We start from the raw sequence: 26965 nt of genomic DNA, 5'->3' as shown, positions 1-26965 counted from the left end.
TACTCCCTTCGGGTCGGTCCGGCCCAGGTACCCGTGGCGCCGGGGACCGAAACGGCGGCCACCCGTCCGGTCGGCAAGTCTCAGATCCGAGACGAGGGGTCGGGTGCGGCCATGGCGCCCGGTGGTGCGGCGGTCGGAGCATAGAACCATGCACCAGCACGAGAGCAACGCGCGCACCGCACCGGCCGCCACCGTCGTCGGGGTCGGCCCGGTCAGTCCCGAGGAGCTGCTGGCGGTGGCCCGTCACGGTGGCGGGGTCCGGCTCGGCGACGACGCCGTCGCCGCGATCGAGCGGGGCCGCGCGGTCGTCGAGGAGCTCGCCGCGGCCCCCACGCCGGCGTACGGCATCTCGACCGGCTTCGGGGCGCTGGCCACCCGGCACATCCCCACCGAGCTGCGCGCCCAGCTGCAGCGCTCGCTCGTGCGCTCGCACGCGGCCGGCTCGGGCCCCGAGGTCGAGACCGAGGTGACCCGCGGGCTGATGCTGCTGCGCCTCTCCACGCTGGCCACCGGCCACACCGGCATCCGCCTCGAGACCGCCCAGCTGCTCGCCGACCTGCTCACCCACCGGATCACCCCGGTCGTGCACGAGCACGGCTCGCTCGGCTGCTCGGGCGACCTCGCGCCGCTCTCGCACTGCGCGCTGGCGCTGATGGGGGAGGGGCCGGTGCGCGACGCCGCCGGCGCGCTGGTGCCGGCCGCCGACGCGCTGGCCGCCGCGGGGCTGCACCCGGTCGAGCTGGCCGCCAAGGAGGGGCTGGCGCTGATCAACGGCACCGACGGGATGCTGGCGATGCTGCTGATGGCCATCGCCGACCTGCGGGTGCTGCTGCGCACCGCCGACGTGGCAGCGGCGATGTCGGTCGAGGGCCAGCTCGGCACCGACCGGGTCTTCGCCGCCGAGCTGCAGGCGCTGCGCCCGCACCCGGGGCAGGCCGCCTCGGCCGCCAACCTGGTGCGCCTGCTCGAGGGGTCGGCGGTCGTGGCCTCGCACCGCGGGCCCGAGTGCCACCGGGTGCAGGACGCCTACTCGCTGCGCTGCTCGCCGCAGGTGCACGGCGCGGCTCGCGACACCCTCGCGCACTGCGACCTGGTCGCCTCGCGCGAGCTGGCCAGCGCCGTCGACAACCCGGTGGTGCTGGCCGCCGACGACGGGCAGGACGGTCGGGTGGAGTCCAACGGCAACTTCCACGGGGCGCCGGTCGCCTACGTCCTCGACTTCCTGGCCATCGTCGCCGCCGACGTCGCCTCCATCAGCGAGCGGCGCACCGACCGCTTCCTCGACAAGGCCCGCAACCACGGGCTGCCGCCCTTCCTGGCCCACGACCCCGGCGTCGACTCCGGGCTGATGATCGCGCAGTACACCCAGGCGGCGATCGTCTCGGAGATGAAGCGCCTGGCCGCGCCGGCCTCGGTCGACTCCATCCCCAGCAGCGCCATGCAGGAGGACCACGTCTCGATGGGCTGGGCGGCCGCGCGCAAGCTGCGCCGCGCCGTCGACGGGCTGAGCCGCGTGGTGGCCATCGAGGTGCTCACCGCCGCCCGCGCCCTCGACCTGCGCGCCCCGCTGGCGCCCGCCCCGGCCACCGCCGCCGTCGTGGCGCTGCTGCGCGAGGCCGGGGTGGAGGGGCCCGGCCCCGACCGCCACCTGTCCCCGGAGATCGAGACCACCGTCGGCCTGGTCGCCTCCGGGGCCGTCCTGTCCGCCGTCGAGCACCAGATCGGAGCCCTCGCATGAGCGCCGCCAACCCCCGCCTGCCCATCCACGCCGCCACCGGCACCGAGCTCTCGGCCCGCTCGTGGCAGACCGAGGCGCCGCTGCGGATGCTGATGAACAACCTCGACCCCGCCAACGCCGAGCGACCCGAGGACCTCGTCGTCTACGGCGGCACCGGCAAGGCGGCGCGCAGCTGGGCGGCGTACGACGCCCTCGTGCGCAGCCTGCGCGACCTCGCTGACGACGAGACCCTGCTGGTGCAGTCGGGCAAGCCCGTCGGCGTGATGCGCACCCACGAGTGGGCGCCGCGGGTGCTGATCGCCAACTCCAACCTGGTCGGCGACTGGGCGAACTGGGAGGAATTCCGCCGGCTCGAGGACCTCGGTCTGACGATGTACGGCCAGATGACCGCCGGCTCGTGGATCTACATCGGCACCCAGGGCATCCTGCAGGGCACCTTCGAGACGTTCGCCGCGGTCGCCGACAAGCGGTTCGGGGGCACCCTGGCCGGCACGATCACCCTCACCGCCGGGCTCGGCGGGATGGGTGGCGCGCAGCCGCTCGCGGTCACCATGAACGACGGGGTCGCGATCTGCGTCGAGTGCGACCCGGCCCGCATCGAGCGGCGCATCGAGCACCGCTACCTCGACGTGCGCGCCGACTCCCTCGACCACGCCCTCGAGCTCGCCGTCGCCGCGCGCGACGAGCGCCGCCCGCTCTCGATCGGGGTGCTCGGCAACGCCGCCGAGGTGCTGCCCGAGCTGCTCGAGCGGGGCGCCCCGATCGACGTGGTCACCGACCAGACCTCCGCGCACGACCCGCTCTACTACCTGCCCGCCGGGGTGGCCTTCGAGGACTGGGAGCGCGAGCGCACCGCCGACCCGGCGGGGTTCACCAAAGCCGCGCAGGCCTCGATGGCCGCGCACGTGCGGGCGATGGTGGGCTTCCAGGACGCCGGTGCCGAGGTCTTCGACTACGGCAACTCGATCCGCGACGAGGCCCGCAAGGGCGGCTACGACCGGGCCTTCGAGTTCCCCGGCTTCGTGCCCGCCTACATCCGCCCGCTCTTCTGCGAGGGCAAGGGGCCGTTCCGCTGGGCCGCGCTGTCGGGCGACCCCGCCGACATCGCCGCCACCGACCGCGCCATCCTCGAGCTCTTCCCGGCCCACGAGAAGCCGGAGTACGAGCGGCTGCACAAGTGGATCACGATGGCCGGCGAGCGGGTCTCCTTCCAGGGCCTGCCGGCGCGGATCTGCTGGCTGGGCTACGGCGAGCGGCACCGCGCCGGGCTGAAGTTCAACGAGATGGTGGCCTCGGGCGAGCTCTCGGCGCCCGTGGTGATCGGGCGCGACCACCTCGACTGCGGCTCGGTCGCCTCCCCCTACCGCGAGACCGAGGCGATGCTCGACGGCTCCGACGCGATCGCCGACTGGGCGCTGCTCAACGCGCTGGTCAACACCGCCTCCGGCGCCACCTGGGTCTCCATCCACCACGGCGGCGGCGTCGGGATGGGCCGCTCCATCCACGCCGGACAGGTCTGCGTCGCCGACGGCACCGACCTGGCCGCGCAGAAGATCGAGCGGGTGCTGACCAACGACCCCGCGATGGGCGTCATCCGCCACGTCGACGCCGGCTACGACCGCGCCGCCGAGGTGGCCGACGAGCGGGGGGTGGCTGTCCCGATGCGGGGCTGAGAGTTTCATCGGCCGGCCGACAGAACTCCTGCCGGGACGACGAAGTTTCATCGTCCCGCCGCGAGGTTCATCGGGCGCCCGATGAAACTCCCGGCGCGGCGCGCTCAGCCCAGGAGGGTGCGGCGGTGCTCGTGGGCCTGGCCGAAGAGCTGGCCCAGCGCGTGGGCGCGCTTGAAGACCAGCTGGGCGTCGTGCTCCCAGGTGATCGCGATGCCGCCGTGCATCTGCACGGTCTCGGCCGCCACCTGCTCCAGCGCGTCGGAGCACCACGACCCCGCGCTGGCCGCCAGGCGTGCGGCGTCGTCGCTGCCGACGGAGACGGCGTACGCCGCCGCCCAGGCGATCGAGCGGGCGGTCTCGACGAGCACCAACATGTCGGCCATCCGGTGCTTGAGGGCCTGGAAGGAGCCGATCGGGCGGCCGAACTGCACCCGCTCCTTCGCGTAGGCCACCGTCATGTCGAGCCCGCGCTGGGCGCCGCCGACCTGCAGTGCCGCGACCGAGGCGGTGCCGACCAGGTGGGCCCGGGCGAGCGCGGCGCGGGCGTCGGCGACCACCGGCACGGCCTCGACGCCGTCGAGCTCGAGGGTGGCCAGGCGCAGGGTGGTGTCCATGGCGGGTGTGCGGGTGCGGGTCAGGCCGGGCGCGTCGGGGTCGACCTCGAAGAGCCCGATCGAGTCCGGCCCGTCGGCGGTGCGGGCCGCGACCAGGAGCACCTCCGCGACGTCGCCGAGGAGCACCGGCCCGACCGTGCCGCTGAGCCGGGAGCCGTCGACGCGCACCGGCTCGGTGCGGCCCGGCCCGGTCAGCCCCGCCCAGGCCAGGCTGGCGACCTCGCCCGCGGCGACGCGCGGCAGCAGCCGGGCGCAGGCGTCGGCGGACCCGCTGGCCAGCAGCGTCTCGGAGGCCACCAGCGTGGCCAGCAGCGGTGACGGGGCCAGCGAGCGGCCCAGCTCCTCGAGCACCACGCACGTCTCGAACGCCGAGAAGCCCGCGCCGTCGTGCTCCTCGGGCACCGCCAGCGCGGCGACCCCGACCTGCTCGCACAGCAGCTCCCACAGCGCCCGGTCGAAGCCCTCGTCGGAGTCGGCGGCGGCCCGGACGGCCGCGCTGCCGGCCCGCTTGGCCAGCAGCGCGCGCAGGGTGGAGGCCAGCTCGACCTGCTCCTCGCTCAGCGCCAGCTCCATCAGCCCGCCACCTCCGTCCGCTGCTCCCGCTCGGCCACCAGGGCGGCGAGCACCCGGTCGCGGTGGTACGCCGTGGTGCCCCACGCGGCGACCAGCGCGCGGACCTTGGTGATCCACAGGCTCAGGTCGAGCTCGAGGGTGTAGCCGACCGCGCCGTGCACCTGCAGCGCCACCCGCGCCGCGAGGTACGCCGCGTCGGCGGCGGCGAGCTTGGCGGCCGAGACGTCGCGGCCGATGGTCGCCGGGTCGCCCAGGGCCGCCCCGTGGACGAGCGGGCGGGCGAAGTCGAGCGCGATCCGCACGTCGGCCAGCTGGTGCTTGATCGCCTGGTAGGACCCGATCTCCCGACCGAACTGACGACGCTGCTTGACGTAGGCCACGGCGTCGTCGAGCAGCCGCTCGCCGGCGCCGAGCAGCTGCGCGGCGCAGGCGAGCACGGCGGTGTCGAAGGCCCGGTCCAGGTCGCCGGTGCCCTGCGCGCTGCTCTGCCCGGCGCCGGTGGGCGTGACCGAGAAGAGCCGGCGGGTCGCGTCGACCGAGGTGTGCTCCTCGCCGACCTCCGCGCCCTGCAGCGCGCCGTCGACCACGACGTACCGGTGCTCGGCGAGGTCGGCGTCGAGCGCGTAGGGCACGTGCGGGGCGAGGGCGACGGTGCCGACGTCACCCTCGGCGAGGGCCTCGACGACGGGGCCGGAGCCCAGCGCCACGGGCAGGAAGGCGACCGACTCGACCCAGGGGCCGGGGGCGGCGTGGCGGCCGACCAGCTCGAGGGCCAGCACCAGCTCGACGGGCGTCGCGCCCATGCCGCCGTGCTCCTCGGGCACCAGCAGCGCGTGCACGCCCTGCTCGGCCAGGCGGCGCCAGAGCGCCAGCCCGGGGACGTGGTCGCCCGCGGCCCACGAGCGAGCGGCGCCGACGCTGTCGGCCCCGGCCAGCAGCCGGTCGAGCGAGGCGGTGAAGTCCTCCTGCTCGGAGGTGGGGACGAACCTCATCGACCTGCTCCCTTCGGCTCGCGCGGCAGGCCGAGGATGCGCTCGGCGACGATGTTGCGCTGGATCTCGTTGGTGCCGGCGTAGATCGGCCCGGACAGCGAGAAGAGGTAGCCGTCCAGCCACCGGGAGTCGACCTCGGAGCCGGGGCCGAGCAGGTCGAGCGCCGTCTCGTGCAGGGCGATGTCGAGCTCGGACCAGAAGACCTTGTTCACCGACCCGGCGGCGCCCATCTCGCCGCCGCCGGCGAGGCGGGTGACGGTGCCCCAGGTGTAGAGCCGGTAGGCCTGGGCCCGGACCCAGGCGTCGACCACGCCGTGCCCGGCCGAGGGCACGGCCTCGCCGTGCTCGCGCCACAGGTCGACCAGCCGGTCGGCCGCGGCGCAGAAGCGGCCGGGGGAGCGCAGCGAGAGGCCGCGCTCGTTGCCGGCGGTGCTCATCGCGACCCGCCACCCGTCGCCCGGCGCGCCCAGCACGTCGGCGTCGGGGACGAAGACGTCGGAGAAGAAGATCTCCGCGAAGCCCGGCTCGCCGTCGAGCTGGGCGATCGGGCGCACCGTGACGCCCTCGGCGTCGAGCGGGAAGAGGAAGTAGGTCAGCCCCGCGTGCCGCTGCGCCTGCGGGTCGGAGCGGAAGAGCCCGAAGCCCCAGTCGGCGTACGCCGCGCGCGAGGACCAGGTCTTCTGGCCGTTGAGGACCCACCCGCCCCGGCTCTCGTCGCGGCGGGCGGTCGACGTCAGCGACGCCAGGTCGGAGCCGGCCTCGGGCTCCGACCACGCCTGCGCCCAGACCTTCTCGCCGCTGGCCATCGAGGGCAGGAAGCGCTGCTGCTGCTCGGGGGTGCCGTGGTCGAAGATGATCGGCGCGAGCAGGAAGATCCCGTTCTGGGAGACCCGGCCGGGCGCGCCGGCGCGGTAGTACTCCTCCTCGAAGACCACCCACTCGACCAGCGAGGCACCACGGCCACCGAGCTCCTCGGGCCACGAGACGACCGACCAGCGGGCCTCGGCGAGGCATGCCTCCCACTCCTGGTGGGCGCGGAAGCCGGCCTCGGTGTCCATCGAGGGCAGCGGGGTGGTGGGCACGTTGGCGGTCAACCACGCCCGCGCCTCGGCCTGGAAGGCCAGCTCGTCGGGGCCGAGGGTGAGGTCCATCAGGCGTCCTTCGTGGTCGCGCGCGCCCGCAGTTCGGGCTTGAGCACCTTGTGGGCGGCGTTGCGGGGCAGCTCGGGGACCAGCTCGACGTGGCGCGGCACCTTGAAGTTGGCGATCCGCTCGCGCAGGAACGCGACCACCTGCTCGCCGGTGAGGTCGCTGCCGGCGCGGCGTACGACGAAGGCGGCGCCGACCTCGCCCATCCGCTCGTCGGGGACCCCGACCACGGCGGCCTCGACCACGCCGTCGAGGCGGGCCAGGGCGGCCTCGACCTCGGCGGGGTAGACGTTGAAGCCGCCGCAGACGTACATGTCCTTGAGCCGGTCGGTGATGCGCATGTTGCCGTCGGCGTCGACGGTGCCGACGTCGCCGGTGTGCAGCCAGCCGTCGGGGTCGATCGCCTCGGCCGTGGCGACCGGGTCGTCGAGGTAGCCCTGCATCACCATCGGCCCCCGCAGCTGGATCTCGCCGGCGGTGCCCGCCTCGCAGACCTCGCCGGTGGCCGGGTCGACCACCCGCATCTCGAGGCCCTCGACGGCGCGGCCGTTGGTGGTGGTGACGACCTCGTCGGGGTCGCCGGGGCGGGCCATCGTGGCGACCACGCACTCGGTCATGCCGAAGGCGGTGATCACCAGCTCGAAGGAGAGCTCGCCGAGCATCCGCTCGACCAGGCGCGGGGGGATGCTGGCCGAGCCCGTGTTGGCCAGGCGCAGCGACGAGGTGTCGGTGGTCGCGAAGGCCGGCGACTCCAGCAGCGAGTGGAAGATCGTGGGGGCGCCGGGCACGATCGTGAGCCGGTCGCGCTCGATCATCGCCAGCGCCTCCTCGGCGTCGAAGGCGGCCATCGGGTGCAGCGCGCAACCGCTGACCAGGCTCGCCACGATGCCGACCTTGTAGCCGTAGGAGTGGAAGAACGGGCTGATGACCAGGTAGCGGTCGGCCTCGGTCACCCGGCAGGTGCGCGTCCACACGCGTGCCGCTGCCAGCGTCTGCTCGTGGGTGCTCAGCACGCCCTTGGAGCGACCTGTGGTGCCGGAGGTGAAGAGGATGTCGGCGATGTCGTCGGGGCGCACGGCGGCGGCGACCGCGTCGATGTCCTCGACCGCGGCGCCGAGGTCGCCCAGCGAGGCGAACGCGGTCGTGCCGTCCGCCGTGGTGGCGCCGATGGTCACGACGGCGACCCGGTCGAGCCCGGGCAGGGCGTCGCCCTCGGTGCCCCGGGCCGCCGCGGCCGCGCGCAGCTCGTCGACCTGGCTGCGGCCCAGGAACCCGTCGGCCACCACGCACAGCCGGGCGCGGGAGCGCTCGACGACGTCGGCGACCTCGTCGCCCTTGTAGCGGGTGTTGACCGGCACCAGCACGCCGCCGGCGTACGAGACGGCGAGCCCGGCCACGACCCACTCCCAGGAGTTGGGCGCCCACACGCAGACCGTGTCGCCGGGCTCGAGGCCCAGGGCCAGGTAGCCACGTGCGGTGGCGCGCACGGCGTCGTGGAGCTGGGTGAAGCGCAGCGTGGTCGACCCGTCGACCAGCGCGACCCGGTCGGCGTACGTCGTGGCCGCCGCGCGCAGCGCCGCCGGCACCGTCCCTGGTGTCGTCACCACGTGCTCCTCTCGACCAAACAAGTGCTTGGTAGGCTACCGTAGCGCCTGGTCGTCGAGAGGAACACCATGGACCTGACCTACTCCGCCGCGGAGCAGTCCTTCCGTGCCGAGGTGCGGGCGTGGCTCGGCGACCACCTCACCGGCGACTTCGCCGCGCTGCGCGGCCTCGGTGGACCCGGCCGCGACCACGAGGCGCACGACGAGCGGCTGGCCTGGAACCAGCACCTCGCCGCCCACGGCTGGACCGCGCTGGGCTGGCCGGTCGAGCACGGTGGCCGGGGCCTGAGCCTGATGGAGCAGGTGATCTTCCACGAGGAGTACGCCCGCGCCGACGCCCCCGCCCGCGTCAACCACCTCGGCGAGGAGCTGCTCGGCCCCACCCTGATCGCCTTCGGCACCCCCGAGCAGCAGCAGCGCTTCCTGCCGCCGATCGTCGCAGCCACCGAGCTGTGGTGCCAGGGCTACTCAGAGCCCGGCGCCGGCTCCGACCTCGCGGCCGTGCAGACCAGGGCCCGCCTCGAGGGCGACGAGTGGGTCGTCGACGGGCAGAAGGTCTGGACGTCGCTGGCACACCTGTCGCAGTGGTGCTTCGTCATCGCGCGCACCGAGCCGGGCTCGCAGCGCCACCAGGGTCTCTCCTTCCTGATGGTGCCGCTCGACCAGGAGGGCGTCGAGGTGCGTCCGATCGAGCAGATCACCGGCGGGTCGGAGTTCAACGAGGTCTTCTTCACCGGGGCCCGCACCGACGCGAGCATGGTGGTCGGCGAGCCAGGCCAGGGCTGGGGCGTGGCGATGGGCCTGCTCGGGTTCGAGCGGGGCGTCTCCACGCTCGGCCAGCAGGTCGGCTTCGCCCGCGAGCTCGAGACCGTCGTCGAGCGGGCCCGCGCCAACGGCTCCTACGACGACCCGGTGCTGCGCGACCGGATCGCCCGCGCCACCGTCGAGCTCGAGGTGATGCGGGTCAACGCGCTGCGCGGTCTCTCCGCGGTCACCGCCGGCTCCGACTCCGCCGCCGCCGGCGGTGCCGCCTCGATCGCCAAGCTGGTCTGGGGCGGCTGGCACCGCCGGCTCGGCGAGCTCGCGATGCAGGTCGCGGGCGCCGACGGGCTGACCGCGCGCGGAGCGACGTACGACCTCGACCCGCACCAGCGGCTCTTCCTCTTCAGCCGCGCCGACACGATCTACGGCGGCAGCGACGAGGTGCAACGCACCATCCTCGCCGAGCGCGTGCTCGGCCTGCCCCGCGAACCCCGACCCACGAGCCCGACCACCTCGACGCAGGGAGCCCGATGACCGCCGAACGCCCCGAGCAGCCCGTCCCCGACTACGTGCCGGGCCACGACCTGCTGGCCGGCAAGGTCGTCGTGGTCACCGCCGCGGCGGGCGCCGGCATCGGCGCCGCGGTCGTGCGTCGCGTCCTCGAGGAGGGCGCGCGGGCCGTCGTCTTCAGCGACACCCACGCGCGGCGGCTGGCGGAGGCCGAGGAGGCGCTGGCCGCCGATTTCGGCGCCGACCGGGTGCGCCAGCAGGTCTGCGACGTCACCGACGAGGCCCAGGTCGCCGCGCTGCTCGACGTCGCCGACGAGCTCGGCGGCGTCGACGTGATGATCAACAACGCCGGGCTCGGCGGCACCGCGTCGGTGCTCGAGATGACCGACGAGCAGTGGAGCCGGGTCCTCGACATCACCCTGACCGGCACCTTCCGCTGCGTGCGGGCCGCGGGGCAGCGGATGGCCGCCGCCGGCACGAGGGGCGTCATCGTCAACAACGCCTCGGTGATCGGCTGGCGCGCCCAGGAGGGCCAGGCCCACTACGCCGCCGCCAAGGCCGGGGTGATGGCGCTGACCCGCTGCTCCGCGATCGACCTGGCCCCGCACGGCATCCGCGTCAACGCCGTCTCGCCGAGCCTGGCGATGCACCCGTTCCTGGCCAAGGTCACCTCCGACGAGCTGCTCCACGAGCTCAAGCAGCGCGAGGCCTTCGGTCGCGCCGCCGAGCCGTGGGAGGTCGCCAACGTGATGGTCTTCCTGGCCAGCGACTACGCCTCCTACATGACCGGCGAGGTCGTCGCCGTCAGCAGCCAGCAGGCCTAGGAGACTGGGTCCATGAGCACCGAGCCGCCCGTGAGCACCGCACCCACCGCGCCCACCCGTCGTACCGAGCTGCTGGGCATCGCGGCCGGGCTCTTCGCCGAGCGGGGCTTCAAGAACACCACGGTGCGCGACATCGCCGAGGCCTCCGGCATCCTCTCCGGCAGCCTCTACCACCACTTCGACTCCAAGGAGTCGATGGTCGACGAGATCCTCTCGACCTTCCAGGAGGAGCTCTTCGCGGCGTACGACGCCGTGCTGGCCAGCGACGACGACGCGCGCACCAAGATCGACCGGGCGGTGCGGCTGTCGTTCGAGGCGATCGACCAGCACCCGCACGAGGTGGCGATCTTCCAGAACGACGCCGGCTACCTCGGCGGCTTCGAGCGCTTCGGCTACCTCGCCGAGCGCAACGCCCAGTCGCGCGGAGTGTGGGTCGCGCTGCTCACCGAGGGCGTCGAGAGCGGGGCGCTGCGCGACGACCTCGACATCGAGCTCACCTACCGGTTCATCCGCGACACGGTCTGGGTGGCGGTGAAGTGGTACCGCCCCGGCGGGAAGCACAGCCACGTCGAGATCGCCGACCAGTACCTCACGATCCTGCTCGACGGGATCTCCACCGAAAGGCCCTGACGTGCCCGAGTCCTACATCATCGACGCCGTCCGCACCCCGGTCGGCAGGCGCGGGGGAGCCCTGGCCGGCGTGCACTCCGCCGACCTGGCCGCCCACTCGCTGGCCGCGCTGGTGCGGCGTACGGGCATCGACGCGGGTGCCGTCGACGACGTGGTCCTCGGCTGCTGCGACACCATCGGCTCGCAGGCCGGCGACGTCGCGCGCACCGCGTGGCTGGTGGCGGGCCTGCCCGACCACGTGCCGGGCGTGACCATCGACCGCCAGTGCGGCTCCTCGCAGCAGGCCGTGCACTTCGCCGCGCAGGGCGTCATGTCGGGCACCCAGGACCTGGTGGTCGCCGGCGGGGTGCAGAACATGTCGGCGATCCCGATCTCGGCGGCCATGCTGGCCGGCCAGCCCCACGGCTTCTCCACCCCCTTCGCCGAGAGCCCCGGCTGGCAGGCGCGGTACGGCGACCAGGAGGTCAGCCAGTTCCGCTCGGCCGAGATGATCGCGGAGAGGTGGGACATCAGCCGCGAGGAGATGGAGCGCTTCGCGCTGGCCTCCCACGAGCGGGCGCGCACCGCGATCGCGGAGGGCCGGTTCACCGACGAGATCGAGCCCGTGACGCTGCCCGACGGCACCGTCGTCGACACCGACCAGTGCCCCCGCGAGACCTCGCTGGAGAAGATGGCCGGCCTCGAGCCGCTGGCCCCGGGCGGGCGGATCACCGCGGCGGTGGCCTCGCAGATCTGCGACGGCTCGGCGGCGCTGCTGCTGGCCTCCGAGGCCGCCGTGGCCGAGCACTCGCTGACCCCCCGAGCGCGGGTGCACCACCTGTCGGTGCGCGGCGACGACCCGGTGTGGATGCTCACCGGCCCGATCCGGGCCACCGAGCACGCGCTGGCCAAGACCGGCCTCTCGATCGACGACATCGACCTCTTCGAGTGCAACGAGGCCTTCGCCTCGGTGGTGCTGGCCTGGATGAAGGAGACCGGCGCCCCGCACGACAAGGTCAACGTCAACGGCGGCGGCATCGCCCTGGGCCACCCCATCGGCGCCACCGGCGCCCGCCTGATGACCACCATGCTCGGCGAGCTCGAGCGCACCGGCGGCCGCTACGCCCTGCAGACGATGTGCGAGGGCGGCGGCCAGGCCAACGTCACCATCATCGAGCGCCTCTGACCCAGGCGGCAGCGCCGACCCGTCCCACATCCCCCGCTGACCCGTCCCAGATCTCGCGCCCAGCCGGCCCAGATCCACCGCTGAGTCAGCGGTGCAGCAGGGCCACACCGGGGCCGGTGAGAGAGGGCACCGAGGCCGGGTCGCGCGCGGTCGTGAGCAGCAGCAGCGAGCCCAATGGGGCCTCGACCGGGGGACCCGAGCCGAGCACCACGTCTGCGTCGCTGGCGACCAGCGAGATCCCGGTCAGCCGCTTGCGGGCATGGAAGGGCCACCCCATCCGCCACGCCCGGCGCAGGGAGACGAGCCCGGCCCGGGGAGGCACCGGGTGGACCCGCCCCAGGGGTACCGCGATGTCCTGCGTGTGCACCAGCACGTCGAGCAGCAGGTTCGCCGCGTTCGTCCCGAGCGGAACGGACCGTGACGTCGCGCCCGTGCGCAGCGTCCGGACGATCTCGGCGGTGGGGCGTTGCGCCCAGGCGATGGCGACGTCCCTCCCGAAGCCCCACAGGTCGCCGCGCGCCCGGATCAGCCCGGTCACCATCTCCCAGGTGGTCGGCTCGCCGGCCGGCGTCATGGCTACGTGCGCGGCCACGTCCTTGACCCGCCACTCGCTGCACAGTGACGCGTGCTCCCACTCGTCGCGAGTGAGGTCGGCCAGCATCGCGGCCAGGGCGTGGCGGGCGGCGGCGATCTCCGCCCAGCGCTCGTCGGGGTCCAGCTCCTGGCGGGATCGGGTGCGGTCCACGGCTGCCTCCTGCGCCGGTCGGAGACTCCCTCCACAGGGTGCGCCTGCCTCCGCGGGCCGTGCAAGAGATCGCGCACACGGACCCGGACCACGCCGAGCCGCCGTGGGTCGAGGGACACCGAGCTACCCGACGATCCGGGCCGGCTCGAGGCGAAGTTCGGGCCGGGTCAGCGCGAGATCCAGGCCGGGTCAGGGTGAGATCTGGGCCGGGTCAAGTGAGGTGGGCGGCGGTGCGGCGCAGGCAGGCCGCGGCCTCGGTGACGACGCGGTTGATCAGCTCCTCGCAGGTCGGCAGGTCGTCGAGGACGCCGACGACCTGGCCGGAGGCGAGCACGCCCGCGGTCGTGTCGCCGTCGACGAGGCCGGCCTTGAGCATCGTCGGGGTGTTGGCGGCCAGGGTCATCTGGGCCAGCGTGCGGCCCTGCGTCCTCTTCATGGCCCGCCCGTCCTTGGCCAGGTCGAGCCACGACATGCCGCTGCTGCGCTTGAACTCCAGCGTGCGGCGCACCGTGGGGGCCAGGCGCTTGACGGCGCTGGTCTCCTCGATCTCCTCCACCAGCGGGGTGCGCAGCATCCGGTGCGGCATCCCGTCGACCTTGGCGGTCACCACGGTGCCGTTGACGTCGTGGGAGAGGTAGAGCTCCTTGACCGCCTGCGGCACCGCGCTGTCGGCGGTGAGCAGGAAGCGGGTGCCCATCCCGATGCCGGCCGCGCCGTACGACAGTGCGGCCGCGAGACCGCGGCCGTCGAAGAAGCCGCCGGCCGCGACGACGGGGATGTCGACCGCGTCGAGCACGGTGGGCAGCAGCAGGGTGGTCGGGACCGAGCCGGTGTGCCCGCCGCCCTCGCCGCCCTGGATCATCACCGCGTCGGCGCCCCACGAGGCCACCTTCTCGGCGTGGCGGGGCAGCCCGACCGACGGCATCACCACGATGCCGTGGTCCTTGAGCTTCTTGATCAGGTCCTGCTTGGGCGCCAGCGCGAAGGAGGCCACCTTGACGCCGTGCTGGATCAGCAGGTCGCAGCGGTCGGCGGCGTCGCCCGCGTCGGCGCGCAGGTTGACTCCGAAGGGCTGGTCGGTGCGGCCCTTGACCTCGACGACCGCCTTCTCGAGCTCCTCGTAGGTCATCGTCGCGCTGGCCAGGATGCCCAGGCCGCCGGCGTTGGCGGTGCCGCTGACCAGCCGCGGACCCGCGACCCAGCCCATGCCGGTCTGCACGACGGGGTGGCGTACGCCGACTAGGTCGGTGAGCGGGGTGCGCAGCTGCTGCTCGATCACGACGCCTCCACCGGGGAGACCGGCTTGACCTCGCGGTCGCGCAGCGTCCTGGGGTCGAGCACCTCGCGGATCAGGGTGAGCTCCTCGGGCGTGGGGGAGCGGGTCTCGGGCACGGCGGCGTCGGCATCGGCGTCGAGCTCGAGCGCGAAGCCCGTGGCCTCGCGCACCTCGTCGACCGTGACGCCCGGGTGCACCGACAGCAGCCGCACCGTGTCGCCGGCGCCCTTGACGTCGAGGACCGCGAGGTTGGTGACGATGCGGTGGACGTCGTTGTACTTCGACGCCCCGGCGCCTGCCGCCTTCGCGTTCCTGGGCCCCACGCCGGAGACGATGTCGACCTGCTCGACGAAGACCCGCGAAGAGTGCTTGGGCACCCAGTACGACGTGCGGTTGTTCACCGTGTTGCCCGGCGCGCCGCGCACGCCGAGGAGCTGGCGCGTCGGCTGCGCGAAGTCGCCGATGGCCGAGATGTTCTGGTTGCCGTGCCGGTCGACCTGGGTGGCGCCCATCATCACGTGCCGCGTGCCGTGGGCGACCACGTCGAAGACCTTCGGGAAGGGGATCCAGCCCTCGACCACGTCGCCCTTGGCGAACAGCGGGGGCACGCCGGCCAGGAACAGCGACTCGCCGTCGGAGATGACCAGGTCCGGGTTCGAGGTCAGCTTGGCCAGCCGGACCCCGAGCATCGGCAGCATGCCCATGGGACTTGCGAAGATCTCGCCGTCGTCACGGAACGCATCGGCGATGGCTGCGGCGCAGACCTCGGCGCGAGAAGACTCGCTCACTTCTGCTCCTCCTGGGCGAAGGCCCGCACGGCGGCCTGGTAGGCGTCCTCGTCACCGGCGAGGAAGCGCTGCTCGAAGGCGGCCCACTCCTCGTCGGAGCCGGACGCCGCGGCGACGTACGCCTTCTGGAACCTCTCGTCCCGCTCGTAGTCGGGGGTGCACGTGGTGAAGTGGGCGCCGTTCGGCGTCTCGACGACGCCGCTGACCATCATCCGGCTCAGCAGCAGCCGCTGGACCGGGGTGTCGACGGTCAGGCCGGCGGTGTCGATGACCTGCTCGACCGACACGTACGCCCGGTCGGCGGCCAGGCAGAACAGGTCGTCGAAGTACGGGTCGGGCCCCAGGTACGTCGCGTTGCCGTGCTTGTCGGCCCGGTTGAGGTGGACCAGGGCGACGTCGAGGTGCAGCGCAGGGACGGCCACCAGGTCCTCGCGCACGCCGTCGGCGTCGGCGTACGGGCTGGTGACGGTGCGGATGTCGGGGTTGTTGACCAGCACGTCGGAGCCGAGCCCGGCGCGCATCGGCAGGAACGGCAGCCGTTGCGCGGCGGCGCGCAGCCCGGTCTGGAACATGCCCTCGTCGAGCTCGACGACCTCCGCGATCTCCTTGCCCTGGCGGGCGCGCTGGAAGCTGGGCTCGAGCGGCACGGTGTCGAGGGAGACGAACGCGTAGACCAGCCTGCGCACCTTGCCGGCGCGCAGCAGCAGGCCGACGTCGGCGCCGCCGTAGCTGACGATCGTGAGGTCTGTGAGGTCCGAGCGCAGGATCGCGCGGACCAGGGCCATCGGCTTGCGCCGCGGCCCCCAGCCGCCGATGCCGATGGTCATGCCGTCGCGCAGCTGGGCGACCACCTCGTCGATGCTCATCCGCTTGTCGCGGGGCTCTCTGCGGTGCGGGCTCACCGGCGCGCCCTCCCTGCCTTGTCGGTGCCCGCGAACCCGTCGCGGAGCTCGTCGGCCACCCCGGCGAGGTTGAGCTCCATCGTGAAGCCCTGCTCGAACCGGTAGCTCTTGTTGACGTCGACGGGGTCGATGCCGTTGAGGGCCTCCTTGGCAGCCCGGACGACCCGGGTGTCCTTCGCCGCGATCTCACCGGCCACGGCGAGAGCGGCCTCGTCGAGCTCGTCGCGCGGCACGACCTCGAGGACCGAGCCGAACTGCACGAGGTCGGCGGCCTTGATGGTGCGGGCGGTGAAGTAGAGGGTGCGCATCAGGTGCTGCGGCACGAGCCGCGCCATGTGGGTCGCGGCGCCGAGCGCCCCCTGGTCGACCTCGGGGACGCCGAAGTAGGCGTCCTCGCTGGCCACGATGCAGTCGGCGTTGCCGACCAGGCCGACCCCGCCACCGAGGCAGTGGCCGTGGACGGCCGCCACGACCGGCACCGCGCACTCGTAGACGGCCTTGAAGGCCGCGTAGCAGCCCTTGTTGGCGCCGATGAGCGCGTCGAACCCGGTGGTGTGCTGCATCTCCTTGATGTCGACGCCGGCGTTGAAGCCGCGGCCCTCGGCGCGCAGCACCACCACGTGCGTGTCCATGTCGCGGCTCGCTTCGTCGAGGGCCGCGGCGACGTCGTACCAGCCCTGCACCGTCAGTGCGTTGACCGGTGGGTGCTCCATCGTGACGACGCGGACGCCGTCGTCACGGAGCTCGGAGGTGGTGCCCATGGAGTGCCTCTCCTGCAGACGACCTAGCATTTGCTTGGTACCCTAACACTTGCTTGGTCCGCCCCGTCCCTGACCGAAGGACTCCCCATGAGCGTCACCGTCGACCTGAGCGACCGGGTCGTCCTGGTCACCGGCGGCAGCCGCGGCATCGGTCGCGCCATCGCCGCGGCGTACGTCGCCGCCGGCGCCCGGGTGGTCACCTGCGCCCGCTCCGGGGCCGAGCCGCTGACCGGCACCCGCCACGTCACCTGCGACGTGCGCGACCCCGACGCGGTCGCCGCGATGGTCGACGACGTCGCGGCCACCGAGGGCCGCCTCGACGTGGCGGTCAACAACGCCGGCGGGGCGCCGTACGCCCTGGCCGCCGACGCCTCTCCGCGCTTCCACGCCAAGGTGCTGGACCTCAACTTCTCGGGGCCGCTGCTCGTCGCGCAGGCCGCCAACGCGGTGATGCAGGGCCAGGACCACGGCGGCGCGATCGTCAACATCTCCTCGATCAGCGCGCTGCGGCCCTCGCCCGGCTCGGCCGTCTACGGCGCCGCGAAGGCCGCCCTCGACTCGCTCACCGCGTCGCTGGCCATCGAGTGGGCGCCCAGGGTGCGGCTCAACAGCATCAACGTCGGGCTGTGCCGCACCGAGCTGACCGGCGACCACTACGGCGGCGACGCCCAGGTGGCGGCCATCGAGGCCACCATCCCGCTGGGCCGGATGGCCCGGCCTGACGAGGTCGCCTCGGTCGCGCTGTTCCTCGGCTCCGACCTGGCCTCCTACGTCAGCGGCGCCAGCGTGGCCTGCCACGGCGGCGGCGAGCCGCCGGTGTTCCTCAGCGCCGCCCACGACACCTGACCCACGCTCGAACAGCCCGATCCCCCAGACCCCAGGAGCACCCGTGACCAAGATCCTCGACGGCCGCGTCGCCATCGTGACCGGAGCGGGCCGCGGCATCGGCCGCGCGCACGCCCTCGAGCTCGCCGCCCAGGGCGCCGCGGTGGTCGTCAACGACTTCGGGGTCTCGCTGGCGGGCGAGGGCGAGGGTGCGAGCCCGGCCGACCAGGTGGTCGCCGAGATCGAGGCCGCCGGCGGCCGGGCGGTCGCCAACGGCGCCGACGTCGCCGACTTCGCGCAGGCCGAGGCGATGGTGCGCCAGGCCGTCGACACCTTCGGCGGCCTCGACGTCCTGGTCAACAACGCCGGCTTCGTGCGCGACCGGATGCTGGTCAACACCTCCGAGGAGGAGTGGGACGCGGTCGTGCGGGTGCACCTCAAGGGCCACTTCGCGCCGCTGCGCCACGCGGGGGCCTACTGGCGTGCCGAGGCCAAGGAGGGCCGCCAGCGCGCCGCGCGGGTCGTCAACACCTCGTCGGGCGCCGGCCTGCAGGGCTCGATCGGCCAGACGACCTACTCCGCCGCCAAGGCCGGCATCGCCGGGATGACCCTGGTCGCGGCCGCCGAGATGGGCAGGTACGGCGTCACCGTCAACGCCATCGCGCCGGTCGCCCGGACCCGGATGACCGAGGGTGCCTTCGACACCTCCGCGATGCCCGAGCCGGGCGACAACTCGCCGGTGGTCGCGTGGCTGGCCTCCGAGGATGCCGGCGACGTCACCGGTCGTGTCATCGAGATCGAGGGTGGCAAGGTCACCGTCGAGAACGGCTGGACCCACGGCCCGGCCGACGACCTGGGTCGACGGTGGCGGACCGACGAGGTGGGGGAGCGGCTGCGCGCGCTGCTCGCCCAGGCGCCCGCGCCCGAGAAGGTCTACGGCGCATGAGCCCCGACGCGTACGACGTGCCCGCGGGCCGGGTCGAGCGCCCGCGCTCGCAGGCCGACGCGGCGACCGTGGCCGCGGCCGGCGAGCGGCTGGTGCGGGCGCTGGCCACCACCACGCCCTGCGAGCCGGTGCGCGACCTGATCGGCCGCACCGACGTGGCGGCGGCCTACCTCGTGCAGGGGCACCTCAACGCCAGCCGGGCCGCGGCGGGCGCCCGCGTGGTGGGCCGCAAGATCGGGGCCACCTCCGAGGCGGTGCAGACCCAGCTGGGGGTCGACCAGCCCGACTTCGGCGTGCTCTTCGACGACATGGGCCTCGAGGACGGCGCCCGCGTGCCGGCCGGCCGTCTCCTGCAGCCCAGGGTCGAGGCCGAGGTGGCGTTCGTGCTCGCGGAGGACCTCGACGACGGCCCCCTCGACCTCGCGCAGGTCCGGGCCGCGGTCGACCACGCCGTGGCCGCGATCGAGATCGTCGACTCGCGGATCCGCGACTGGGACATCTCCTTCGCCGACACCGTCGCCGACAACGCCTCCTCGGGCCTCTACGTGCTGGGCTCGCGCCGGTGCACCCTGGCCGAGGTCGAGCCCGTGGACGTGACGATGTCGATGCGCATCGACGACGTCGAGGTCTCCACCGGCACCGGCGCGGCCTGCCTGGGCGACCCGCTGCGGGCGGTGGCGTGGCTGGCCCACCAGGCGCGTCTCTTCGGGGAGCCGCTGCGCGCCGGGCAGGTGGTGCTCTCCGGGGCCCTGGGGCCGATGCGGCCGGTGGGCCCCGGTTCCACCGTGGTCGCCGAGATCAGCGGGCTCGGCAGCGTCACCGCCCACTTCCCCGGTTGAGCGGGCGGCCTCACCTGTACAGGTGACGCACCGCACGGCGATGCGCCGCAAGGCGCGGCGGCGCGGTACGGTGGATGCGTGCCTGGACGCGTGTCCGGGCACGACCAGCACCGATCCCGTCGTCGCGGGCCCCGGACCCGAGGTTCCTCGGTCCCGCCGATCGGTCCGCCGTCGCCGTCGGGACGTGCTGGACGCGTCGTCCTCGTGTGCGCCAGCAGGCTCCACGAGGCGGTGCACGCCCGGGTGCACGGGTCCGCGGACGGTGGTGAGCAGCCCCGCCGCGCGAGTGCACCGGTGTCACTCCAGAGGAGGAGCTTGTGGCTCAACGAGGCCAGCGCCGGTCCGGCGGCGCCCGCACGGCGCCCCGCGCGCAGCGGCGTACCCGCGATCTCGACAACGAGGGCATCATCCCCGTGCTGGCCAAGGCCGTGCGCGAGGTCGAGGGCGCGGTCCAGCGCGGCGCCGTACGACCCTCGGTGCGCACCAAGTTCCAGGTGGTGGCCCATCTCGTGCGCGAGGAGCGGGCGCGGATCAAGGCCGACGAGGAGACCTCGGAGGGCCAGAAGGCCGCCCAGCTCAAGCGCCTCGACGGGGTCGCGACGATCCTGGCCAAGACCTCCACGCGCGAGACCAGCATGCTCGCGCTGCTCGCCGAGGACGCCGACTTCTCGCACTCCGCGCGGGAGCTGAAGGCGGAGATGCAGCGCGCGGCCGGCCTCGAGGTCGAGGTCGAGAAGCCCGCCCCGACCCCCGAGCCGGGTGCCGACGCCCCGGTCGACCGGCGCGTCGTGCCGCCGTCGGTGGTCTCGCGCCAGCTGGCCAACCCCTTCCTGGTGCCCGACTTCGGGGTCGCCGACGCCACCCGGCCGCGCACCGGTCGCCTGGCCGGCTGGGAGCTCCTCGGCCCGCTCTTCCGCTCCTTCGAGTACGCCGGCGGCGGTGCCCCGGCGTGCATGCCGCTGCCCGACCCGTCGGCCTTCCGGGCCCCCGACGGCATGCAGCTGATGCCCCACCAGGCTCAGCTGGTCGCCTCGGCCGCCGCCGGGCACCGCAGCTTCCTGCTCGCCGACGAGCCGGGCCTGGGCAAGACGGCGCAGGCGCTGCTGGCCGCGCAGGCCGCCGACGCCTACCCGCTGCTGTGCGTGGTGCCCAACGTCGTCAAGACCAACTGGGCGCGCGAGGCCGGCCTGTGGACCCCCCACCGCCCGGTCACCGTGATCCACGGCGACGGCAGCGACATCGACGGCTTCGCCGACATCGTGGTGGTCAACTACGAGGTGCTCGACCGCCACGTCGGCTGGCTCGGCGACCTCGGCTTCAAGGGGATGGTCGTCGACGAGGCGCACTTCATCAAGAACAAGACCTCGCAGCGCAGCCAGCACGTGCTGCAGCTCTCCGAGCGGATCCGCTCGCGCACCGCCCACCCGCTGCTGATGGCGCTGACCGGCACGCCGCTGATCAACGACCTCGAGGACTTCCGCGCGATCTGGCAGTTCCTGGGCTGGATCGACGACCGCAAGCCGCTCGGCACGCTGATGGACGCGCTCGAGGAGACCGGGCTGACCCCGGCCGAGCCGGCCTTCTACGGGGCCGCCCGCGCCAAGGTCATCGACATGGGCATCGTGCGCCGCCGCAAGGTCGACGTGGCCGCCGACATCCCGGCCCGCCGGGTCGCCGACCTGCCCGTCGAGCTCGACGACGCCCTGGGCCGCTCGATCCGCGACGCCGAGCGCGAGCTGGCCCGCCGCCTGGTCGCGCGCTACCACTCCGCGCTCGAGACCCGCACCTCCGGCGTGACCGTCGACGGCATCGACCACGAGCTCGTACGCCGCGTCGCGACGTGGGAGCGCGAGGACACCGCCGGCGCCAAGAACGGCGAGAACGTCTTCTCGATGATGCGCCGCATCGGCCAGGCCAAGGCGGGCCTGGCCGCCGACTACGCCGCCCAGCTGGCACGCAGCGTCGGCAAGGTCGTCTTCTTCGCCAAGCACGTCGACGTGATGGACGTGGCCGAGGAGACCTTCGCGCGCCGCGAGCTGCGCTACACCTCGATCCGCGGCGACCAGACCCCCAAGGCCCGGGAGGCCGCCATCAAGGCCTTCCAGGAGGACCCCGACGTCGCCGTGGTGGTCTGCTCGCTCTCGGCAGCGGGCGTGGGGCTCAACCTGCAGGTGGCCTCCAACCTGGTGCTGGCCGAGCTGTCGTGGACCGACGCCGAGCAGACCCAGGCGATCGACCGCATCCACCGCATCGGCCAGGAGCTGCCGGTCACCGCGTGGCGCGTGATCGCCGCGCAGACCCTCGACACCAAGATCGCCGAGCTCATCGACTCCAAGGCCGGCCTGGCCGCCACGGCGCTCGACGGCTCCGACGAGGAGGTCGGCTCGTCGGCCGACGTCCAGCTCGAGGCGCTGGTCGCGCTGCTGACCGAGGCGCTGGAGGCCGAGCAGGCCCGCTGACCTCGGGCTGCACGCCCCGGCCGTCCACGGACCCGCCGCACCCCGCCGTCGAGGCGGGGGCGGCGGGTCCGTCGCGCCTGCGACGGGTTCCTGCCCGCCGACCCCTTGTGCCGGCGTCCAAGCTGTGTTCAACTCTAGAGAGAAAACCTCAACAAGTTGTTTCACTATGAAGGAGGAGACATGGCGCCGACAGCAGACACCAGCACCCAGGCCGTGGACGGCTCGCGCAACGACGAGGTGGTCGACTGGACCGACCTCGGCCGCCGGATGTGGACGTTCCTGACCGGTCGCGAGGCGGCCATCCACTACGCGTTCGAGGACATCACCGTCGAGGTCCCCCGCGACACCGGGGCCCGCGCCCCCCGCGCCACCTGGAAGGTCGACGGACGCCTGACCATCACCACCACCGACCGCGGCGAGCCCACGGCGCCCGCCGAAGGACGGTAGGACCCGTGGCCACCCAGGTCTCCGCCGACCTGCACTTCAGCCTGGGTCGTGAGGGCAGGGACGACCTGCACGGCCACCTCACCGGCGCCGGCAGCCGGCTCACCCTCGACGTCGACGACCCCGGCGCGTTCGCCGGGGCCGGCGACGCCCCGCTCATCCGTCGCGTCGCCGGCGAGCTGGCCGCGCGCGACATCGTGCTGCGGGTCGTGCGGGGCGAGACGCACCTGGTCACCCTCGGTGCGGTGCGGGCCCCCTGGTGGCAGCGCCGGGTGACCCGCTCGCGCCACATCCGGCTGGGCAGCCTCAAGGGCGCCTGGACCTCGGCCCGCTCGCGCGCGGCCGGTCGCGGCCCCGTGCTGCCCGGCCTCGAGCTGAGCCCGCCCGCCACCTTGTGGCCCCCGTTCCCCACGATGCACCCGCAGGCCCGGCGCCGCGTCAGCACCACCCACGACCCCGCCGGCGGCGGCAGCCCCCGCCTGGTGCTGGTGCGCGAGCAGGTCTGGGCCGGCGAGCGCCAGCCGGTGTTCTGGCTCGAGGAGACGCAGACGATCGGCTCCGACGAGTCGTGCGACATCGTGCTCCCCGGCCTCGAGCCGGTGCACGCCCGCGTCGTGCACGACGAGCGCGACGAGTTCTGCGTCCACGCGGTCGCCGGCCTCAGCCGCGTGCACGGCGCCCCGGTCACCGAGCCGGTGCTGCTGCGCACCGGGAGCCGCCTCGACCTCGGCGAGCACCACCTCGTCTACTCCCGTGAGGAGTTCGCCGACCACGGCCGGCCGCACGGCGGGCGCGTCGGCGGCGAGCTGGGCCACCAGGTGCCGCAGCCGCCACGCTCGCCGGCTCGCGCAGGGTTGGGCGACAGCGCCTGAGCCGCCCCGGAGGCATGGGGGCGGGCCGTCACTGCCCGGCCGGGCGCCCCGTGCCGAAGAGCAGCTGGGGACGCTCCGGCAGCGCGAACTCGGTGCCCACCGACTCGCAGCGGCGCTCGCCCAGGGTGCAGGCGACCACCACGGTGCGTCCCGAGGGCCCCAGCGCGCTGCCCCTCGCGCTGGCCGCGCCGTAGAACGTGCGGTCGTCGACCCAGCCGCCCATGTAGAAGAACCGGTCGCCGGTCTCGACCTCGTGCGCGGTGCCGTCGACGGCGTCGTACCAGACCCCGGTGGTGCGCTCGGCCGCGACGACCGCGTCACTGCCGGGTGAGAGCCAGCCCTGCGCGGTGGACTGCTCGCGCGGCCGGGCCACCCGCAGCCGGCCGTCGGCGGTCTCGCGCAGCCGCACCGGGGTGCCGCGCTCGCCGGCCAGGGCCAGGGCCCGCTCGGGGCGCACCAGCTCGGGCTCGGAGCCGTCGAGCGGCAGCCGCAGGGTGCCGCCGGCGACCGGATCGGCGGCGTACGCCGCGTCGTCGGCGAAGCCGAGGAAGCCCGTCTCGGCGTCCTCGTAGAGGTCCGCGAGGTCGCCGAGCTCCTCCACCGGCGCCGGCTCGCGCAGCACCTGCTCGCCGGTGCGGGCATCGAGGACCACCGGCACGGCCAGGTGGGTGCCGAACTGGTCCTGGCGTCCGCGCGCGGCGTCCAGCAGCCCGAGGTGGCGCCCGTCGGCCGAGAGGCTCAGCTCGTCCGTGCCCACCCTCGCCACCCGCTCGGCAGCGCCGCCGTCGCTCCACCACAACGACCCCTCGGCCAGGTAGTGCACGCCCCAGCGGGTCACCACGAACGCGGTGGGGGCCGGGTCGAGCTCCATCGTCACCTCGCCCACGTGCAGGGTCGGCCCGACCGCCCAGGCCGGTGCCCGGTGGTCGTAGCGCGGCGAGCCCACCGGCAGCGTGAAGGGTGCCCCCGACTCGTCGTCGGGCTCGCTCGCGTCGTCGCGGCAGGCCCCCAGCCCGCCCAGCCCCAGGAGCACGACGAGGGCGACGCCGACGAGCGCGCGGCGGGGGGGACGGGGCACGGCACCCTGTCTAGTGGGCCGGTGTGGCAGCGAGGTCGACCAGCGGTCACGATTGCGACACGATCACCGGGGCGTCACCCCCGGCGGGCGTGCTCGTTGTCTGGTGGGAACGGCCCGGAGGGGGCCGCAGGAGGGGGAGACGTGGTCAAGAGGCTGACCCAGGTCGTGCTCGCGGCGCTGCTCGCGGTGGGCCTGGTGCTGGGCACCACCGGTGCGAGCGGCGAGCACCCGGCCGAGAAGGTCGAGGACAACCTCGCCGGTCAGAAGGTGCGGGTCAACCTGCCGCCCACCAACGACCCCAAGGGCGTCGTCGTCTTCTTCCACGGCCAGGGCGGCAACGTCAACGACAAGATGGAGGGCCCCTGGCTCGACGCGCTGCGCCGCGACGGCTGGGTGGTGGCCTCCTCGATGTTCCACCGCGAGGCCTGGGGCAACCCCGCCTCCACCGACGACGCCGACCGGGTCTGGGAGTGGGCCGAGCGCCAGGGCGGCGCCGAGGTGACGATGTACCTCGGCACGTCGATGGGCGGCACCACCTCGCTCAACGCGCTGCTGCACGGCGCCGAGGCGCCGCCGTGCTGGTACGGCGTGAAGGCGGCCGTCGACATGTCCACGATGGGCAACGTGCCCGGCGCCGACGGGTTCATCCGCAAGGCCTACGGCGGCGGGCCCTACCCGCGCGAGCGCAACCCCGTCGACACGGCGTACAGGCTGGCGCAGACGGGCACCACCTTCCGCTTCGTGGCCAGCCCCTACGACCCCTACGTGCCCTACGACGCCAACACCGGTCGGCTCTCGGCGGCGCTGCAGGGCTTCGGTGCCGACGTCTCGGTGCGCACCGTGCAGGGCCCCCACGACGACCCGTCGCACTACAGCGCCTACGACGTGGTGCGCTTCGCCAACGAGTGCGCCGCGGCGCAGGGGGCGAAGGGCTAGATCCAGCGGCTGAACCAGATCCGGTCGAGCCACTGCGAGTGGGTGAGCAGCTCGTTGGTCCAGATCGGCCAGAACCACGCGAAGTTGAGCAGCACCAGCACCACGAACGAGCCCGCCGCCACCACGCCGACCGTGCGGCGGGTGCTGGGCTCGCGGGAGGGGCCGACGATCCTGCCGATCAGCAGGGTCGTGGCCAGCACCATGAACGGCAGCATCGCGGCGGCGTAGAAGAGGAAGATCGGCCGGTCGGCGTAGAGCAGCCAGGGCAGCCAGGTCGACAGCGCGCCGACGACCGGCACGCCGTAGCGCCAGTCGCGCACCCCGACCCACAGCGCGACGGCCGCGAGCAGCGCCAGGCTCGAGCCCCACCACAGCACGGGGGTGCCCAGCAGCAGCACCTGGCGCAGGCAGTCGCTGCCCTCGGGCGCTTCGCACCCGCGGGTGCCGGGCTGGATGCCGGTGTCGGCGGCGACCCCGACCGGTCGCGAGAGCAGCGGCCAGCCGAGCGGGTCCGACTGGTAGGTGTGCGTCGAGCAGCTGAGGAAGTGGGTGTGGAAGACGTAGACGTCCTGGTGGTAGGCCCACAGCGAGCGCAGCGACTGCACCACCTCGCCTGGGCCCGACGCGTCGGCCTCGTCGGCGGTCGGCCAGCGCGCGCCGGTGTCGGGGTCGCTGGCCACGAACGACTCGTCCTGGCACTCGCCCTCGCCGGCGAACTGGGTGTACTGCGTCGAGGAGAGCGAGCGCTCGTAGTCGCCGGCGTGCACCATCCAGCCGGTCCACGTGGCCACGTAGACGGCGAACGCCACGAGCACCAGGTGGCCGAAGGCCGGCAGCCCGTCGGCCAGCACCGAGCGCAGCACCGGGCGTCGTACGCCGAAGGAGCGGCGCGCGCCGGCGCTCCAGAGCCAGACCAGCACGCCGAAGGCCGCCAGCGGGTAGAGCGCGGTCCACTTGGTGCCGATGGCCAGGCCCCAGCACACGCCGCTGGTCAGCAGCCAGGGACGCCACAGCAGGCCGCGCACCGGGCCCCATGAGGCGGGGTCGGTCACGGCGGTGGTCTGCAGCCGCGCCATCCGGGCGCGGTACCAGTCGCGGTCGGCGACCAGGCAGGCCACCGCGCAGAGCACGAAGAAGGCCAGGAAGATGTCGAGCAGGGCGAGGCGCGAGAGCACGAAGTGCAGCCCGTCGAGCATCAGCAGCAGGCCGGCGACCAGGCCGAGGCCGGTCGAGCCGGTCAGGCGGCGGCCCAGGCGCGCCATCACCACGACCATCAGCGCCCCGACGACGGCCGAGGAGACCCGCCAGCCGGTGGGGTCCATCCCGACGAGCCGCTCGCCGAGTCCGATCAGCCACTTGCCGACCTCGGGGTGCACGATCATCGACGGGTCGTCCTGCCACAGCCCGCGCACGGTGCCGTCGAGGATCTGCTGGTCGGCGCCCTCCACGTAGCCGCGCACGTAGCCGTTGTTGACCAGCGACCACGCGTCCTTGGCGTAGTAGGTCTCGTCGAACTGGAACTCCGAGGGCGTGCCCAGGCGCCACAGCCGCAGGAACAGCGCGACCAGGCCGAGCCCGACGGCGGCGCTCCAGCCCACGAACGGGTCCTCGACCCGCAGCCGGCCGCGCGCGCCGGCTCGCGCCTGGGCCGAGGGGACGGCCCGCCCGTCGGCGGTGCGCGAGAGCTGCACCCGCTCGTCCCCGTCGGTCAGGGCCTGCTCGGGGGCGTCGGTGCTCACGACGCCGAACTCTACGGTCGCCCCGTCGACCCGGCCCAAACCTCCCGCCGAGTCCGATCAGCCACTTGCCGACCTCGGGGTGCACGATCATCGACGGGTCGTCCTGCCACAGCCCGCGCACG

24 protein-coding genes are annotated in these 26965 nt (G+C 73.9%); 13 read left to right on the top strand and 11 right to left on the bottom strand.

The features are described from left to right. The first annotated feature begins 148 nt into the window (after positions 1 to 148). Together hutH and hutU are read left to right on the top strand one after the other, a co-directional pair. The gene (gene hutH / locus ABKW28_RS12675; protein WP_348610068.1) at positions 149 to 1738 is read left to right on the top strand and encodes a histidine ammonia-lyase; all 1590 of its coding nucleotides are present in this window, start codon (positions 149 to 151) and stop codon (positions 1736 to 1738) included. After that, on the top strand, positions 1735 to 3411 hold the full coding sequence (hutU, locus tag ABKW28_RS12670) for a urocanate hydratase (RefSeq protein ID WP_348610065.1): 1677 nt from the start codon (positions 1735 to 1737) through the stop codon (positions 3409 to 3411). Before hutH ends, hutU begins: the two co-directional genes overlap by 4 nt. Before the next feature lie 104 nt (positions 3412 to 3515). Here the strand turns inward: hutU and ABKW28_RS12665 are convergent, their stop codons facing one another. The 4 genes from ABKW28_RS12665 to ABKW28_RS12650 are packed head-to-tail and all read right to left on the bottom strand — an operon-like array spanning position 3516 to position 8342. Beyond that, positions 3516 to 4598: an acyl-CoA dehydrogenase family protein gene (locus ABKW28_RS12665; RefSeq protein ID WP_348610062.1), complete on the bottom strand. Its 1083-nt coding sequence runs from the start codon at positions 4596 to 4598 to the stop codon at positions 3516 to 3518. Beyond that, complete coding sequence (locus ABKW28_RS12660) at positions 4598 to 5590, bottom strand: acyl-CoA dehydrogenase family protein (RefSeq protein WP_348610059.1); 993 nt, start codon at positions 5588 to 5590, stop codon at positions 4598 to 4600. The genes ABKW28_RS12665 and ABKW28_RS12660 overlap by 1 nt, the downstream gene beginning before the upstream one ends. Further along, positions 5587 to 6741: an acyl-CoA dehydrogenase family protein gene (locus ABKW28_RS12655; RefSeq protein WP_348610056.1), complete on the bottom strand. Its 1155-nt coding sequence runs from the start codon at positions 6739 to 6741 to the stop codon at positions 5587 to 5589. The genes ABKW28_RS12660 and ABKW28_RS12655 overlap by 4 nt, the downstream gene beginning before the upstream one ends. After that, positions 6741 to 8342: a FadD3 family acyl-CoA ligase gene (locus ABKW28_RS12650; protein ID WP_348610053.1), complete on the bottom strand. Its 1602-nt coding sequence runs from the start codon at positions 8340 to 8342 to the stop codon at positions 6741 to 6743. The genes ABKW28_RS12655 and ABKW28_RS12650 overlap by 1 nt, the downstream gene beginning before the upstream one ends. Positions 8343 to 8411: 69 nt before the next feature. Between ABKW28_RS12650 and ABKW28_RS12645 the strand changes: the two genes are divergently transcribed. From ABKW28_RS12645 to ABKW28_RS12630, 4 genes are read left to right on the top strand one after another with little or no spacing between them, the layout of a single operon-like run. Next, positions 8412 to 9638 carry an acyl-CoA dehydrogenase family protein gene (locus ABKW28_RS12645; RefSeq protein WP_348610050.1) on the top strand — a complete coding sequence of 409 codons (1227 nt, stop codon included), beginning with the start codon at positions 8412 to 8414 and terminating at the stop codon, positions 9636 to 9638. After that, complete coding sequence (locus tag ABKW28_RS12640; RefSeq protein ID WP_348610047.1) at positions 9635 to 10438, top strand: SDR family oxidoreductase; 804 nt, start codon at positions 9635 to 9637, stop codon at positions 10436 to 10438. The genes ABKW28_RS12645 and ABKW28_RS12640 overlap by 4 nt, the downstream gene beginning before the upstream one ends. Positions 10439 to 10450: 12 nt before the next feature. Continuing rightward, entirely contained in the window at positions 10451 to 11068 is a 618-nt protein-coding gene (locus ABKW28_RS12635) for a TetR/AcrR family transcriptional regulator (protein WP_348610044.1), read from the top strand. Between the two features lies 1 nt (position 11069). Continuing rightward, the gene (locus ABKW28_RS12630; protein ID WP_348610041.1) at positions 11070 to 12233 is read left to right on the top strand and encodes an acetyl-CoA C-acetyltransferase; all 1164 of its coding nucleotides are present in this window, start codon (positions 11070 to 11072) and stop codon (positions 12231 to 12233) included. Positions 12234 to 12318: 85 nt separating this feature from the next. Here the strand turns inward: ABKW28_RS12630 and ABKW28_RS12625 are convergent, their stop codons facing one another. The 5 genes from ABKW28_RS12625 to ABKW28_RS12605 all read right to left on the bottom strand — a co-directional run bounded on the left by ABKW28_RS12625 (position 12319) and on the right by ABKW28_RS12605 (position 16705). After that, positions 12319 to 12978, bottom strand: coding sequence for a maleylpyruvate isomerase family mycothiol-dependent enzyme (locus ABKW28_RS12625; RefSeq protein WP_348610038.1), 660 nt, complete (start codon positions 12976 to 12978; stop codon positions 12319 to 12321). Between the two features lie 211 nt (positions 12979 to 13189). Continuing rightward, the gene (locus ABKW28_RS12620; protein ID WP_348610036.1) at positions 13190 to 14257 is read right to left on the bottom strand and encodes a nitronate monooxygenase; all 1068 of its coding nucleotides are present in this window, start codon (positions 14255 to 14257) and stop codon (positions 13190 to 13192) included. Next, the gene (locus ABKW28_RS12615; protein ID WP_348610033.1) at positions 14254 to 15042 is read right to left on the bottom strand and encodes a CoA-transferase; all 789 of its coding nucleotides are present in this window, start codon (positions 15040 to 15042) and stop codon (positions 14254 to 14256) included. The genes ABKW28_RS12620 and ABKW28_RS12615 overlap by 4 nt, the downstream gene beginning before the upstream one ends. Beyond that, complete coding sequence (locus ABKW28_RS12610) at positions 15039 to 15944, bottom strand: CoA-transferase (RefSeq protein ID WP_348610030.1); 906 nt, start codon at positions 15942 to 15944, stop codon at positions 15039 to 15041. Before ABKW28_RS12610 ends, ABKW28_RS12615 begins: the two co-directional genes overlap by 4 nt. After that, entirely contained in the window at positions 15941 to 16705 is a 765-nt protein-coding gene (locus tag ABKW28_RS12605; protein WP_193668568.1) for an enoyl-CoA hydratase family protein, read from the bottom strand. The genes ABKW28_RS12610 and ABKW28_RS12605 overlap by 4 nt, the downstream gene beginning before the upstream one ends. 87 nt (positions 16706 to 16792) lie before the next feature. Between ABKW28_RS12605 and ABKW28_RS12600 the strand changes: the two genes are divergently transcribed. The 6 genes from ABKW28_RS12600 to ABKW28_RS12575 all read left to right on the top strand — a co-directional run bounded on the left by ABKW28_RS12600 (position 16793) and on the right by ABKW28_RS12575 (position 23090). After that, the gene (locus ABKW28_RS12600; protein WP_193668567.1) at positions 16793 to 17551 is read left to right on the top strand and encodes an SDR family oxidoreductase; all 759 of its coding nucleotides are present in this window, start codon (positions 16793 to 16795) and stop codon (positions 17549 to 17551) included. A 43-nt stretch (positions 17552 to 17594) separates the two neighbouring features. Further along, positions 17595 to 18476, top strand: a complete 882-nt coding sequence (locus ABKW28_RS12595; RefSeq protein ID WP_348610027.1) for an SDR family oxidoreductase — start codon at positions 17595 to 17597, stop codon at positions 18474 to 18476. Continuing rightward, positions 18473 to 19315, top strand: a complete 843-nt coding sequence (locus ABKW28_RS12590; protein ID WP_348610024.1) for a fumarylacetoacetate hydrolase family protein — start codon at positions 18473 to 18475, stop codon at positions 19313 to 19315. Before ABKW28_RS12595 ends, ABKW28_RS12590 begins: the two co-directional genes overlap by 4 nt. Positions 19316 to 19632: 317 nt before the next feature. Further along, the gene (locus tag ABKW28_RS12585; protein ID WP_348610016.1) at positions 19633 to 21774 is read left to right on the top strand and encodes a DEAD/DEAH box helicase; all 2142 of its coding nucleotides are present in this window, start codon (positions 19633 to 19635) and stop codon (positions 21772 to 21774) included. Between the two features lie 180 nt (positions 21775 to 21954). Continuing rightward, positions 21955 to 22221, top strand: a complete 267-nt coding sequence (locus tag ABKW28_RS12580) for a hypothetical protein (RefSeq protein WP_348610013.1) — start codon at positions 21955 to 21957, stop codon at positions 22219 to 22221. Between the two features lie 5 nt (positions 22222 to 22226). Continuing rightward, complete coding sequence (locus ABKW28_RS12575) at positions 22227 to 23090, top strand: FHA domain-containing protein (protein ID WP_348610010.1); 864 nt, start codon at positions 22227 to 22229, stop codon at positions 23088 to 23090. A 28-nt stretch (positions 23091 to 23118) separates the two neighbouring features. Here the strand turns inward: ABKW28_RS12575 and ABKW28_RS12570 are convergent, their stop codons facing one another. Then, positions 23119 to 24168: a hypothetical protein gene (locus tag ABKW28_RS12570; RefSeq protein WP_348610007.1), complete on the bottom strand. Its 1050-nt coding sequence runs from the start codon at positions 24166 to 24168 to the stop codon at positions 23119 to 23121. 141 nt (positions 24169 to 24309) lie between these two features. Here ABKW28_RS12570 and ABKW28_RS12565 point away from each other — a divergent pair, with 141 nt between their 5' ends. Continuing rightward, a complete protein-coding gene (locus ABKW28_RS12565) occupies positions 24310 to 25104 on the top strand; it encodes a hypothetical protein (RefSeq protein ID WP_193668560.1) in 795 nt (264 codons plus the stop codon). Here the strand turns inward: ABKW28_RS12565 and ABKW28_RS12560 are convergent. Then, complete coding sequence (locus tag ABKW28_RS12560; protein ID WP_348610004.1) at positions 25101 to 26843, bottom strand: phospholipid carrier-dependent glycosyltransferase; 1743 nt, start codon at positions 26841 to 26843, stop codon at positions 25101 to 25103. The two genes, ABKW28_RS12565 and ABKW28_RS12560, sit on opposite strands and share 4 nt — an antisense overlap. Positions 26844 to 26965: the final 122 nt, after the last annotated feature.

The sequence above is a fragment of the Nocardioides sp. 31GB23 genome, assembly GCF_040012395.1.
Classification (GTDB): domain Bacteria; phylum Actinomycetota; class Actinomycetes; order Propionibacteriales; family Nocardioidaceae; genus Nocardioides; species Nocardioides salarius.
Note: the sequence above shows the minus strand (reverse complement) of the source record. Positions and strands in the feature narration are given on the sequence as shown.

Excerpts from the sequence above, each read along its gene's own strand:
- ABKW28_RS12635 (WP_348610044.1), top strand. The coding sequence starts at position 10,451 with ATGAGCACCGAGCCGCCCGTGAGCACCGCACCCACCGCGCCCACCCGT.
- ABKW28_RS12660 (WP_348610059.1), bottom strand. The coding sequence starts at position 5,590 with ATGAGGTTCGTCCCCACCTCCGAGCAGGAGGACTTCACCGCCTCGCTC.
- ABKW28_RS12655 (WP_348610056.1), bottom strand. The coding sequence starts at position 6,741 with ATGGACCTCACCCTCGGCCCCGACGAGCTGGCCTTCCAGGCCGAGGCG.
- ABKW28_RS12600 (WP_193668567.1), top strand. The coding sequence starts at position 16,793 with ATGAGCGTCACCGTCGACCTGAGCGACCGGGTCGTCCTGGTCACCGGC.
- ABKW28_RS12590 (WP_348610024.1), top strand. The coding sequence starts at position 18,473 with ATGAGCCCCGACGCGTACGACGTGCCCGCGGGCCGGGTCGAGCGCCCG.
- hutH (WP_348610068.1), top strand. The coding sequence starts at position 149 with ATGCACCAGCACGAGAGCAACGCGCGCACCGCACCGGCCGCCACCGTC.
- ABKW28_RS12605 (WP_193668568.1), bottom strand. The coding sequence starts at position 16,705 with ATGGGCACCACCTCCGAGCTCCGTGACGACGGCGTCCGCGTCGTCACG.
- ABKW28_RS12580 (WP_348610013.1), top strand. The coding sequence starts at position 21,955 with ATGGCGCCGACAGCAGACACCAGCACCCAGGCCGTGGACGGCTCGCGC.
- ABKW28_RS12665 (WP_348610062.1), bottom strand. The coding sequence starts at position 4,598 with ATGGAGCTGGCGCTGAGCGAGGAGCAGGTCGAGCTGGCCTCCACCCTG.
- ABKW28_RS12640 (WP_348610047.1), top strand. The coding sequence starts at position 9,635 with ATGACCGCCGAACGCCCCGAGCAGCCCGTCCCCGACTACGTGCCGGGC.
- ABKW28_RS12645 (WP_348610050.1), top strand. The coding sequence starts at position 8,412 with ATGGACCTGACCTACTCCGCCGCGGAGCAGTCCTTCCGTGCCGAGGTG.
- hutU (WP_348610065.1), top strand. The coding sequence starts at position 1,735 with ATGAGCGCCGCCAACCCCCGCCTGCCCATCCACGCCGCCACCGGCACC.